Raw genomic sequence first — 13,269 nt, 5'->3', positions numbered from 1 at the left:
TAGCTTTTTTTAATTAAAAAACTAAATGATAGTAAGTTAAGATTTATTTATTATCTCTGCTAATAATTTTTTAGCTCTTAATAATTTTATTTTAACATTATTCATTGGTTCTCCTATTTTATCAGATATTTCTTTATAACTTAATTCTTGAAAAAATCGTAGATTGATAATTTCTTGATATTTAGGTTTTAACTTTTTAATATCTCTTAATAGCTTCGCTAAGTTTTGCTCTGTTATAAGGTTATCTTCAGGAGAAGGAGCATTATCAATAATTCTAAAAGCGGCTTCTTCTTGTTCTTTAGAAGTATTTAAAATAATTGAAGTATTTTTTTTCTTAGAGAATCAATATATACATTTTTAGAAATTGCAATTAACCAAGTTTTAAATTGATATGCTTCATTAAAAGTATCAATTTTATCAAAAGCTTTTGAAAAAGTTCTAATTGTAATGTCTTCTGCTTCATTATCATTTCTTGTAATAGATAATTGGTAGTTATATACGTTTGTCCAAAAAGTATCTAACAAAAAATTAAAAGAAATTTGGCTTCCTTTTTTTGCTTGTTGAATATGTTGAAGTACTTTTTCGTTATGTATTTCCAAGTTTATAAACTGTATTTAAAATATGTAAAATAAAAATACCTATACTTAATAGCGTAGCTAAAATATAGGTTTTTATTAGTATTTATATAAACTTATTCTTTGTTGTGTGCTGTATCGTTACAAGAATCAAATTGATCTGGAGTTTTTCCACAAAAACCACAAGATTCTCCAGTTTCATTTAAAACAGGATTTTGACTAGCACAAGTACCTGCAAATTCGCCATCTTTTTTAGCCCAAATTTTTATAGCGATTCCTGCAAAAGCTAATGCTAATAAACCGATAGTAAGAAAAATTAATTTCATAATTATTAAATTTTATACTGCAAATATACAAACTTCCTTTTTTAGAGGATTATTTTATTGTAGATTTATAAGTGTGACTTTTGAGTTATTTAGGGTCATAAATAAGAGTTAATAATTTTAAACTATAACATATGAAAAAGTATTTAGCAGAATCATTCGGAACATTTTGGTTAGTATTTGGAGGTTGTGGTAGCGCCATTTTTGCTGCTGGTTTCCCTGAATTAGGTATCGGGTTTATGGGCGTAGCCTTAGCCTTTGGTTTAACCGTTTTAACAATGGCATATGCTGTTGGGCATATTTCAGGAGGACATTTTAATCCTGCGGTATCTTTAGGTTTATGGGCTGGAGGTAAGTTTTCTGCAAAAGAATTAGTACCGTATATTGTTTCTCAATTAGTTGGTGCTATTTTAGCTGGAGGAGCTTTATTTTTAATTGTTTCAGGTAAATCTGACTTTGAATCTATTGGAGGTTTTGCTGCTAACGGATATGGAGAATTATCACCAGGAGGTTATAATATGACATCGGCTTTTGTTGCTGAATTTTTATTAACTATGTTTTTCTTACTAATCATTTTAGGAAGTACCAATGAAAGAGCTCCAAAAGGTTTTGCTCCAATAGCTATTGGTTTAGGTTTAACATTAATACACTTAATAAGTATTCCAATTACAAATACTTCGGTAAATCCTGCACGTTCTATGAGTCAGGCTTTATTTGCTGGTGGTGGTTATTTAGCACAATCTTGGTTATTTTGGATTGCACCTATAGCAGGAGCAATTGTAGCAGGATTTATTCATAAAGCATTATTTGATAAAGAGTAAAAATGTTATTAAAACAATATAAAAAAACAGCTTCAAAATTAATTGAAGCTGTTTTTTTTGATTAATATGTGTTTGTAATTAAACCTTTTAAGTTTTTTAGAGTCTTAAAATAAAAACAAGCTTATGAGATTAGCGATATCGAGTTTTATTTTATTGTTTACAATCTTAGTTATTTCATGTGGTACAGATAATGTATCAGAAATAAATGAACCAGATGATGAGGTTATCGTAATAAACAATAAGCCCAACATCTTATTAATTATTGCTGATGATATGGGGTTAGATGCTACTCCAGGTTTTAATATTGGTAGTATAAAACCTGTTATGCCTAATCTTCAAAAGATGATTAATAACGGTGTTAAGTTTAATAATTTATGGTCATACCGAACGTGTACACCAACAAGGTCAAGTATTTTAACTGGTAAATATGGTTTTAGAACCAATGTAATGAAGGTTAATGATGCGTTATCAACATCAGAAATATCACTTCAAAAACATTTAGATAACAATAATTCGGGTTATAATCATGCTGTAATAGGTAAATGGCATTTATCAAAAGATGCTTCACATCCAACACAAATGGGCGTAGGATATTATGCAGGTTTGTTAAGTGGAGGAGTACAATCATACACTAATTGGAATTTTACAGAAAATCAGCAAACAACAAATTCAACAGAATATACTACCACTAAGTTTACTGATTTAGCAATCGACTGGGTAGATTTACAAAAAGAACCTTGGTTTTTATGGTTGGCTTATAATGCTCCGCATACACCTTTTCATTTACCTCCATCAAATTTACATACACAATCATTATCCTCAGATCAAGCAAGTATTGATGCAAACCCAATGCCTTATTATATGGCAATGTTAGAGGCTTTAGATACCGAAGTAGGAAGGCTGTTAGCTTCAATGTCACAAGAAGAAAAAGATAATACAGTAATTATTTTTATAGGAGATAATGGTACGCCGAATCAAGTTGTTCAAGAGCATGCTAGTCAGCGAGCAAAAGGAAGTGTATATCAAGGAGGTGTTAATGTACCGATGATTATATCAGGTAAAAATATAAATCGATTTAGTGAATCAGAAGATGCTTTATTAAATACAACTGATTTATTTGCAACAATTTCAGATATAGCAGGCACAGGTACTACAGAAATAAATGATAGTAAAAGTTTTAAAGAGTTATTTACAACTTCAAATACTAGTTTTAGAGATTATACATATACCGAAATCGGCGAAGACAACGGAACAGTAAATTATACTATTAGAAATTCAACTCATAAATATATACAGTTTTCAGATGGAAGTGAAGCTTTATATAATTTAATTGAAAACCCTTTAGAAAACCCCAATTTATTAAGCACAAATCAATTGCCTTTAAGTGCTAGTGATACTGTTATTAAAGATGAATTAATAACGAAAGTAAATAGCCTTAGAGAGTAAGAGCCTGTTTAAATTTCACTTAAAAACGTTTTATAGCTGAAAAATCGAATCTGTCAAACTGAATTTATTTCAGTTTCTCATCCTGGTTTGTCACCATTTTGTCAATTCGAGTGATTTTAATGACTAGAAGGAATTAAAATTGTATCGAGAATTTTATTTTGATTTAGATACTAAAAAGTTCTCGATACAATTTTTTTGAAGGAAAAAAATCACTCGAACTGACAGGTTATTTGTGAATTTTTGTAATAAAATTTTATTGACTAAAATTTAAACAGGCTCTAATTTTAACTAATAATTAAAAAGGATACACATGAAAAAAAATCAATTAATTAAAAAAGTAGCAGTATTAATAATGATAACAGGTTTATTTTACGCTTGCTCATCTGATGATACTACAGAAGAAGGAGGAAGTACACCTGAAGCAACAAACTATGATATTACAAGTATTTTATCAAAATTTGATGATGTAGCATCAGTTTCTTATGCCGTATCAGGTAATACAGTAACTTTTACAACTACCGATTTACCAAATCATAAAAGCCCGTATTGGGGAACAGATAACGCAATGTACGAAGCTTATAACGGAACAAATACTAGTTGGAATCAGAATCCAGGCTCTATCGGAGAGCAAGAGATTACTTTTACCATGTCTTTAAATCCAAGCGAAGCTGTAAATAAAACAGCAACACCAATGGGACCAATAGGAATATCAAGAAATGGTGTTGTTTTTTTCAATCAATATGCAGCAGGAGGAGCGCCTTTAACAGGTGAAATTAATTCTTTTGATCAATATTTAGGACATCCTGCAATGACAACATATCATTATCATATTAAACCAAAATTTTTAACAGATACTTTTGGTGAAGATGCTTTTTTAGGATTATTATCTGACGGATTTCCTGTATATGGTTCTTTAGAAGATGGAAAAACGGTTACAAATGATGATTTAGATGATTATCACGGACATACTGGCTCAACAGTTGATTTTCCTGATGGAATTTATCATTATCACATTACAAATGAAGATCCTTATTTAAATGGAAATGGTTTTTTCGGTACTGCTGGAGTTGTAACAAGATAATTAAATAACATGAAAATTTATATCGTAATTATACTGATTTTTATTTCAATGTAATTTTAAAGAGAAAGAAATAAAAGATTTATCAATCAATAAAATTATTATTCCGAATATAAAAAAGAATAAAAACAATAAGAGTTTTAATCTTAAAAATGGTGTTTTGTTATTAAATGAAACACCATATTCAGGAATTGTAGAAGATTATTATTCAAAAGAAAAGCTAAAATCAACCTCTGTATATTTTCAAGGAAAAAAACACGGAATTTATAATGGATGGTACATTAGTGGAAATAAATGGTTTCAACGTTTTTATACAAACGGATTAAAAACAGGAATTCATGTTGGTTGGTTTGATAATGGTAAACCAATGTTTAAATATCATTTTAATACTAACGGTGTATATAATGGTAGCATTACAGATTGGTATATGAACGGAACATTATTAAATGAGTTTAATTTTAAAGATGGAAGAGAAGAAGGTAGTCAAAAAACATGGCAACCTAACGGAAAAATAAAAGCAAATTTTGTTACTAAAAATGGAGAACGTTTTGGATTGATAGGATTAAAAAAATGTTATTCGGTGGCTATTGAAAATGAAAAAATTAAATAATATTTTTTAAAAAACCATAATTTGAAAAAGAACATATTCGTATTATTTTTTTTGATGATAAGTTTTACGGCGTATAAAACCAAAATTGAAAATGAAGTAAAAATAGATAAAGAAACAGTATTGCCTTTTTTTAATTCAGCAGAATTTACACCCGAATGGATTTCTAAAAGCTCTTTAAAATATAAAGAAATACATACAATTCCTGATTTTAGTTTTATCAATCAGAATGGGAAAAAAGTTACTAATAAAACTTACAAACGAAAAATTTATATTGCTAATTTTTTCTTTGTTACTTGCCCTGGAATTTGTCCTATTCTTGAAAAAAACATGAGTAAAATACAAGATAAATATAAGAATGATTCTTCTGTTTTATTATTGTCGCACACTGTAATGCCAACTAAAGATTCTGTAGCCGTTTTAAAAAAATATGCTATAGATAATAATATTATTTCTGATAAATGGAACTTAGTTACTGGTGATAAAAAACAGCTTTATAATGTCGCTAGAAAAGGGTATTTTGCCGATGATGAATTCAATAAAACAAAAAACACAGCTGCTTTTATACATTCAGAAAATTTTGTTTTAGTCGATAAAAAAGGAAGAATACGAGGTGTTTATAACGGTACTTTAGGATTAGAAACTAAAAGATTAATTCGTCATATTGAAATTTTGAAAAAAGAAGATTAAATAATATTAACTTCAATTTCCAAATCAATAGAAAAAGTGTTTTTAATAGTTTTTTGAATGTTTTGTGCTAGTTCGTAAATTTCGATACCTGTTGCATTTCCATAGTTAACAAGTACTAAAGCTTGTTTTTCATGTACGCCATAATTACCATAACTTTTACCTTTAAATCCACATTGTTCAATTAACCATCCAGCAGGAACTTTTATTTCTGTGTCTGATACTTTATAACTTGGGATATTAGGAAAATCCTTTTGAATTTCTTCAAACTTCGATTTAGAAATTACAGGATTTTTAAAGAAACTACCACTATTACCAATTTTTTTAGGATCTGGTAATTTAGAATTTCTGATTGCTATAACGGCATCAGAAACATTTTTTATAGTAGGGTTTTTAATGTTTTTTGATGAAAATTCAGCTTCAATAGCACCGTAAGAAGTGGTAAGTTTGTGGTCTTTTTTTGTAAGTTGAAAACAAACCGAAGTAATAATATATTTATCTTTAGCGATGTTTTTAAAAATAGAATTTCGATATCCAAATTTACAATCATCATTAGAAAAAGAAACTAATTTTCGGGTTTCAATATCAATAGCTTCTACACGATTTATGGTATCTTTTACTTCAACTCCGTATGCACCAATATTTTGAATAGGGCAAGTACCTACATTTCCAGGGATTAAAGATAAATTTTCAATACCTCCGTAATTTTCAGAAACACACCAAAGTACAAATTCGTGCCAATTTTCGCCAGCATTTACGGTTATGTAAATATCGTTTTCATTTTCTCTATCAATAGAAATACCTTTTAAATTTAAGTGAACAACAAGTTTTTCAATATCTTTAGTTAGTAACATATTGCTACCTCCAGAAATTAAAAAAATATCTTTTTCTGATTTTAAAAGTTGTTGTAAACTATAAAGTGAATCAATAGAAATAAAACGTTTGGCATTAACATGAATGCCAAACGTGTTATAGTTTTTTAATGATATGTTTTCTTGAATATTCAATGAAACCTATTTTTTGTATTGTTGTAAAGCTATTTTTAAAATCTCTACAGAACGAATTAAATCAACTTTATTTAATACATACGCCATACGAATTTGGTTTTTACCTTCTCCAGCAGTAGAATAAAATCCACTAGCAGGTGCAACCATAATAGTTTCGTTGTTATCGTTAAAATCTTCTAAAATCCATTGTGCAAAATCATCAGCATCAGCAATAGGTAATTCAGCTACACAATAAAAAGCTCCTTTAGGGTTAGCAACTTTTACACCATCAATTTTTTGTAACTCAGAAATTAAAGTATTTCTACGTTCTTGATACTCTTCAATAACTTCATCAAAATAACTTTGAGGTGTGTCTAAAGCTGCTTCACTAGCTAATAAAGCATAAGTAGGAGGGCTTAAACGAGCTTGTGCAAATTTAATAGCAGTATTGATGAACTCATCATTTTTAGAAACGATACATCCAATTCTTGCTCCACACATACTGTAACGCTTAGAAACAGAATCGATAACAATAGCGTTTTGTTCTAAACCATCTAAAGTCATTACTGAATTGTGCTTTTCACCATCATAAGTAAACTCACGATAAACTTCATCAGCAATTAAAAATAAATCGTGTTTTAAAACGATTTGCTTTAATTTTTCAATTTCAGCTTCGCTATATAAATAACCAGTAGGATTACCAGGGTTACAAATTAAAATAGCTTTTGTTTTTGATGTAATTAATTTTTCAAAATCTTCAATAGCAGGTAACGCGAAATTATCTTCTATTTTAGAAATTACAGGAACAACTTTTACTCCTGAAGCAGTAGAAAAACCATTATAGTTAGCATAAAAAGGCTCAGGAATGATAATTTCATCACCTGGATCAGTAATACTACCAATAGTAAATAATAACGCTTCAGAACCACCTGTAGTAGCAATAATATTATTTGCGTTTACATGAATATCATTCTTAGCATAATATGCAGCTAACTTTGTACGGTATTGTTCAGAACCTTCAGAACGTGCGTATGATAATACTTCAATAGTATTATTTTTAACAGCATCTAAAGCTACTTGAGGAGTTTTAATATCTGGTTGACCAATATTTAAATGAAAAACTTTAGTTCCATTTTTTTTAGCAGCCTCTGCAAAAGGAACCAATTTACGAATTGGTGATTGAGGCATAGAATTCCCTTTTATAGAAATAACAGGCATATGATATAATTTATATATTGTTTAATGCAAATTTGCAAAATTTATTTTTAAAAAATAATAAAATTACAGTAATATAAATTTGTATCTTCATATGGAACTTAAAACTAATTACTTTGATAAAAAAACTACTATTATTTTTTGCTTTGATTATTAGTTTTTCTTCTTTTTCTCAAAAGAATTTTCAGTTTTTAGGAAATAAAACAGAAAAACAAGAAATACGTTTTAAATTAGTTAATAATTTAATTGTTATCCCTTTAAAAGTTAATGGGAATGAATTGTCTTTTATTTTAGATACAGGAGTTGCTAGTACATTATTATTTAATTTAACCAAAAAAGATAGTATCGGTTTAAATAATGTTAAAAAAATAATGCTTCGTGGTTTAGGAAGAGGAGAACCTATAACTGCATTAACATCAACAAAAAATGAACTAAAAATAAATAATATTGTAGGTTCAAATCAAGATTTATTTGTTGCTTTAACCGAAGATTTTAATTTATCGGCTAAAATGGGAACAACTATTCACGGAATTATAGGTTATGATTTATTAAAAGATGTTATCACTAAAATTAATTATAAAACAAAAAAGATAGTTTTTTATAATCCTAAAACATATCAACAAAAAAAATGTAGAAAATGTCAAGAGTTTCCCTTAGAGTTTTATCGTAAAAAACCCTACGTAAATGTTGCCGTTAAAATTGATACAGTTGGTGATTTAATAACTCCTGTTAAAATGTTGATAGATACAGGAGGTACTGATGCAATGTGGTTGTTTGAAAATACAAAAGCCGAAATTAAAACACCTATAAAGTATTTTAAAGATATTTTAGGCGAAGGATTAAGTGGTACTATTTATGGAAATAGAAGTAAAATACCACATATTTCATTAGGTGATTTTTTGATAAAAGAACCTACTGTTTCTTTTTTAGACAAGAAATCTACTCTTAATGCAAGACGTTTTAAAGAAAGAAATGGAAGTATTGGTGGGAATATTTTAAACCGTTTTAAAGTTTGGATAGATTATCCTAATAAAAAAATGATTTTAAAGAAAAATGGTTCTTTGAAAAATGGTTTTTATTATAATATGAGCGGTTTATATTTAATTCATGACGGGCAAGAGTTGGTTAAAGAAAAAATAAGTAATAATTCAACAAAGTTTTATAATTCAAAAAATGATAGAAATACAATTTCTTTAATAACAAAATATCATTATAAATTTAAGCCGTCTTTTAAAGTTGATAAAGTTTTAAAAGGTTCACCTGCCTATAATGCTGGTTTATTAAAAGGAGACATTATAAAGAAAATAAATAATAAGCCTGCTTATGAATATCAATTAAATGAAATTACAACAATGTTTCAAAGTCAACCTTCTAGAAAAATAAAAATAATTGTAAAAAGACGCTTTAAAGAACTTAAATTTGAATTCAGGTTAAAAAAAGAATATAAAAAAAGTGCCAATAATTATTGGCACTTTTTTACTTTATAGAATAAAAAATATTATTGATTTACAATACTTTTTTCTTTAACAGGAGCAACGTCTTTAGCGATAAATCCCTTAATTTTAATTCTTTTTCTTTTAATTTTAGCATTAGAAAGAACCGTTAATGATTTAGAAAAACCTCCTGGTCTTTTAGTGTCATAAGAAACTTCAATTTGACCTTTTTGCCCTGGCATAATAGGAGCTTCAGGTTTTTTAGGAACTGTACATCCGCAAGAAGAAACTACATCTTTAACAATAAGAGGTTCATCACCTACATTTGTAAATTCAAAAGTACGTTTTCCTTCTGATGCGATAGCTACTTTTCCATAGTCGATAGTTTCTGTTTCAAATTTAAATTCTTGAGCGCTTACAGTTAATGTAATAAAACATATAGCTACAAATGATAAAATTGTTTTCATAATTGGTAAAGTTTATTTTAAGGGGTTTAGTCCGTTACAAATTTAATATATTTTTTTTTAGTTAAAAAAACCAACATCTAATTTTTTGTACTTCTATAGATAATTGTATTTTTGTTTTTTTTAATTTCAAAAATAATGCCAAACTTAAGTTAGCTTAATACTTAAGGCATAAATATACATAAAACATATGAATATTCCATCAAAATACGATTCTAAAGAGGTAGAAGGAAAGTGGTACGATTACTGGATGAAACATAATTATTTTCATTCAGAAGTAGATGAGCGAGAACCTTATACCATTGTAATACCGCCACCTAACGTAACAGGAGTATTACATATGGGACATATGTTAAACAATACAATTCAAGATGTTTTAATACGTCGTGCACGTTTACAAGGTAAAAATGCTTGTTGGGTTCCTGGAACTGACCATGCATCAATTGCTACTGAAGCAAAGGTTGTTGCAAAGTTAAAAGAACAAGGAATTGATAAAAATGATTTAACTCGTGAAGAATTCTTAGCACGTGCTTGGGAATGGAAAAATGAGTACGGTGGAATTATTTTAGATCAATTAAAAAAATTAGGTGCTTCTTGTGATTGGGAACGTACAGCTTTTACTATGGATCCTGCATTGTCAGAATCTGTAATTAAAGTTTTTGTTGATTTATATAATAAAGGCTTAATTTACCGTGGTTATAGAATGGTAAATTGGGATCCTGAAGCAAAAACGACTTTATCTGATGAAGAAGTTATTCATGTTGAAAAACAAGGAAATCTTTATTATTTAGAATATAAAATTGAAGGTTCTGACGAAAAATTAACCATTGCAACTACACGTCCTGAAACTATTTTTGGTGATACGGCAATTTGTATTAATCCAAATGATGAGCGTTTTACTCATTTAAAAGGAAAGAAAGCAATTGTTCCTTTATCTAATAGAGTAATTCCTATTATTGAAGATGAATATGTAGATGTTGAATTTGGTACTGGATGTTTAAAAGTTACTCCAGCACACGATGAAAATGATAAAGTTTTAGGAGATAAACATAAGTTAGAAGTAATTGATATTTTTAATGATGATGCTTCTTTAAACTCTTTCGGATTACATTATCAAGGAAAAGACCGTTTTGTAGCTCGTAAATTAGTTGCTAAAGAATTAGAAGAAAAAGGAATTTTAGTGAAAACTGAAGTTCATATTAATAAAGTAGGAACATCAGAAAGAACTAAAGCTGTTATCGAACCAAGATTATCAGATCAATGGTTTTTAAAGATGGAAGAGTTAGCAAAACCTGCTATTGATGCTGTTTTAGGTGAAGATAGCGAAGTTAAATTATATCCTAAGAAATTCGAAAATACGTACCGTCATTGGATGGAAAATGTACGTGATTGGAATATTTCTCGTCAATTATGGTGGGGACAACAAATTCCTGCGTATTTCTACGGAGATGGAAAAGAAGATTTTGTAGTTGCTTCAACTATTGAAGAAGCTGTAGTTTTAGCAAAAGAAAGAACTGGAAAAGCCGATTTAGTAGCAACTGATTTAAGACAAGATGAAGATGCTTTAGATACTTGGTTTTCTTCTTGGTTATGGCCAATGTCTGTTTTTGATGGAATTAATAATCCTGAAAACGAAGAAATTAAATACTATTATCCAACAAACGATTTAGTTACTGGTCCAGATATTTTATTTTTCTGGGTAGCTCGTATGATTGTTGCAGGATACGAATATAAAGATGAACGTCCGTTTGAAAACGTTTATTTAACAGGTTTAGTACGTGATAAACAACGTAGAAAAATGTCTAAATCGTTAGGGAATTCTCCTGATGCTTTAAAATTAATAGAAGATTATAGTGCCGATGGTGTTCGTGTAGGATTATTATTAAGTGCTGCTGCGGGTAACGATTTAATGTTTGATGAAGATTTATGTAAACAAGGAAAAGGTTTTTCAAACAAAATTTGGAATGCATTCCGTTTAGTTACAGGATGGGAAATTGATGCAACTATTGAACAACCTGAATCAGCAAAAATTGGTTTAGAATGGTATAATGCAAAGTTTCAAACAGTGTTAGCTGAAATTGAAGACCACTTTTCTAAATATCGTTTGTCAGATGCTTTAATGGCTATTTATAAGCTAATTATGGATGATTTTTCTTCAATGGTTATTAGAGGCTGTAAAACCAGCTTATCAACAACCAATTGACAAGAAAACATTCGATGCCGTAATTGCTGTTTTTGAAGAGAACTTAAAAGTATTACATCCGTTTATGCCTTTCTTATCCGAAGAAATTTGGCAACATATCACAGATAGAACCCCTGAAGAAGCTTTAATTATAGCTAAATATCCTGAACTTAAAAAAGTAGATACGGCAATTATTAATGAATTTGAGTTTGCTACAGAGGTAATATCAGGAATTAGAAATATCAGAAAAAATAAAAATATTTCGTTTAAAGATGCAGTAGAATTATCAGTTGTAAATAATGAAGATTTTACAAATAAATTTGATGTTTTAATTCAGAAATTAACCAATGCATCAGTAATTAATTATGTTTCTGATAAAGTTGATGGAGCTTCGTTTAGAGTAAAATCAAACGAATATTTTATTCCTGTAGCTGAAGAAGAAATCGATGTAGCGGCAGAAACTATCAAATTAAATGGAGAGTTAAAAAGAGCAGAAGGTTTCTTATTCGGAATTCAAAAGAAATTATCAAATGAGCGTTTTGTAAGCAATGCACCAGATCAGGTAATTGTTATTGAACGTAAAAAAGAATCAGATACGTTAGCGAAGATTGAAACTATTAAAAGTAGTTTAGCTTCTTTAAAATAATTTTTTTAAAATAAAAAGCCCTGATAATTTTTACAATTATCAGGGCTTTTTTTATGTTTATTTTGATTAGTTTTTATCAACAATATCTCCAGAACCAATTGATTTTACTTTTATGTTTTTAGGATAACCTTTATAGCAAATACTTCCAGATCCTGTAATTTTACCTGTAATTTCTTTATTAACTGTAGTTTTCATACTTCCAGATCCTGTAATATTTGCTTTTAAATATTGGGTATTTAAATTATATGCTTTCAAGCTTCCTGAGCCAACTAAAGAGTTTTCAAAACTACTTGTACTACCTGTTAAATTAATGTTTCCAGATCCACTAATTGAAGTTTTTACAATATTTGTATTTACATGAGCAGTAATATTACCTGAACCGTTTAAATCAAAAGAGATAATATCTGATTTAATTGTTTTTTTAATATTAAGATTACCTGAACCGTTTAAAGAAGCTTTTTTAATTGATTGAAAAGGAACTGTAATAATTAAGTTATTCATTGTATTAATATTGGTGTTTTCTTTAAATTTAATAATTAAAAGTCCTTTTTTTACATAAGTTTCTATAAAAGAAAGTATATTTTCTTCTCCTTTTAGAGTTATTGTTCCTTTGTTACCATCAATTAAATTAACGTTAAAAGAACCATTAACATATACTTTATCAAAAGAAGGTATAGTACGAGTTTTAGTAATGCTATTACCTTTAATTTTGTTAGAACCCCACCAATTTTGTGCATTACTAGAAATTGATACTAAAACGATAATAAATGTAATTAAATGTTTTTTCAATGATTAAAATTTGATAA

At 28.4% G+C, this 13,269-nt stretch carries 11 protein-coding genes and 2 pseudogenes; 7 read left to right on the top strand and 6 right to left on the bottom strand.

The features are described from left to right. Nucleotides 1–36: 36 nt before the first annotated feature. Both PG913_RS06515 and PG913_RS06510 read right to left on the bottom strand, forming a co-directional pair. Nucleotides 37–599 (bottom strand): annotated as a pseudogene (locus PG913_RS06515) (RNA polymerase sigma factor). A gap of 92 nt (nt 600–691) precedes the next feature. Continuing rightward, complete coding sequence (locus PG913_RS06510; protein WP_271230012.1) at nt 692–901, bottom strand: membrane or secreted protein; 210 nt, start codon at nt 899–901, stop codon at nt 692–694. Nucleotides 902–1,032: 131 nt separating this feature from the next. Here PG913_RS06510 and aqpZ point away from each other — a divergent pair, with 131 nt between their 5' ends. The 5 genes from aqpZ (at nt 1,033) to PG913_RS06485 (ending at nt 5,540) form a co-directional block, all read left to right on the top strand. After that, a complete protein-coding gene (gene aqpZ / locus PG913_RS06505; RefSeq protein ID WP_271230011.1) occupies nt 1,033–1,719 on the top strand; it encodes an aquaporin Z in 687 nt (228 codons plus the stop codon). 123 nt (nt 1,720–1,842) lie between these two features. Next, nucleotides 1,843–3,165: a sulfatase-like hydrolase/transferase gene (locus PG913_RS06500; RefSeq protein WP_271230010.1), complete on the top strand. Its 1,323-nt coding sequence runs from the start codon at nt 1,843–1,845 to the stop codon at nt 3,163–3,165. A gap of 310 nt (nt 3,166–3,475) precedes the next feature. Continuing rightward, complete coding sequence (locus PG913_RS06495; protein ID WP_271230009.1) at nt 3,476–4,246, top strand: YHYH protein; 771 nt, start codon at nt 3,476–3,478, stop codon at nt 4,244–4,246. 157 nt (nt 4,247–4,403) lie between these two features. Then, nucleotides 4,404–4,853: a toxin-antitoxin system YwqK family antitoxin gene (locus tag PG913_RS06490; protein WP_271230008.1), complete on the top strand. Its 450-nt coding sequence runs from the start codon at nt 4,404–4,406 to the stop codon at nt 4,851–4,853. A gap of 54 nt (nt 4,854–4,907) precedes the next feature. Continuing rightward, nucleotides 4,908–5,540 (top strand): SCO family protein, encoded by a 633-nt coding sequence (locus PG913_RS06485; RefSeq protein WP_271230007.1) that lies wholly within the window; start codon nt 4,908–4,910, stop codon nt 5,538–5,540. Here the strand turns inward: PG913_RS06485 and murB are convergent. Continuing rightward, nucleotides 5,537–6,544: a UDP-N-acetylmuramate dehydrogenase gene (gene murB, locus PG913_RS06480; protein WP_271230006.1), complete on the bottom strand. Its 1,008-nt coding sequence runs from the start codon at nt 6,542–6,544 to the stop codon at nt 5,537–5,539. The two genes, PG913_RS06485 and murB, sit on opposite strands and share 4 nt — an antisense overlap. A gap of 6 nt (nt 6,545–6,550) precedes the next feature. Then, nucleotides 6,551–7,741 carry a pyridoxal phosphate-dependent aminotransferase gene (locus PG913_RS06475; RefSeq protein WP_271230005.1) on the bottom strand — a complete coding sequence of 397 codons (1,191 nt, stop codon included), beginning with the start codon at nt 7,739–7,741 and terminating at the stop codon, nt 6,551–6,553. Between the two features lie 113 nt (nt 7,742–7,854). Between PG913_RS06475 and PG913_RS06470 the strand changes: the two genes are divergently transcribed. Further along, the gene (locus tag PG913_RS06470) at nt 7,855–9,225 is read left to right on the top strand and encodes an aspartyl protease family protein (RefSeq protein WP_271230004.1); all 1,371 of its coding nucleotides are present in this window, start codon (nt 7,855–7,857) and stop codon (nt 9,223–9,225) included. 11 nt (nt 9,226–9,236) lie between these two features. Here PG913_RS06470 and PG913_RS06465 read toward each other — a convergent pair whose 3' ends face one another. Then, nucleotides 9,237–9,638, bottom strand: a complete 402-nt coding sequence (locus PG913_RS06465; RefSeq protein WP_271230003.1) for a DUF1573 domain-containing protein — start codon at nt 9,636–9,638, stop codon at nt 9,237–9,239. A gap of 187 nt (nt 9,639–9,825) precedes the next feature. On the opposite strand from PG913_RS06465, the pseudogene PG913_RS06460 reads away from it, so the two are divergent. Continuing rightward, nucleotides 9,826–12,463: pseudogene (locus tag PG913_RS06460) on the top strand (valine--tRNA ligase). 66 nt (nt 12,464–12,529) lie between these two features. Here the strand turns inward: PG913_RS06460 and PG913_RS06455 are convergent. Further along, complete coding sequence (locus tag PG913_RS06455) at nt 12,530–13,252, bottom strand: head GIN domain-containing protein (protein ID WP_271230002.1); 723 nt, start codon at nt 13,250–13,252, stop codon at nt 12,530–12,532. Between the last annotated feature and the right edge of the window lie 17 nt (nt 13,253–13,269).

Source organism: Tenacibaculum pacificus, from assembly GCF_027941775.1.
GTDB lineage: Bacteria > Bacteroidota > Bacteroidia > Flavobacteriales > Flavobacteriaceae > Polaribacter > Polaribacter pacificus_A.
This window is presented reverse-complemented; position numbering and strand designations above follow the sequence as displayed.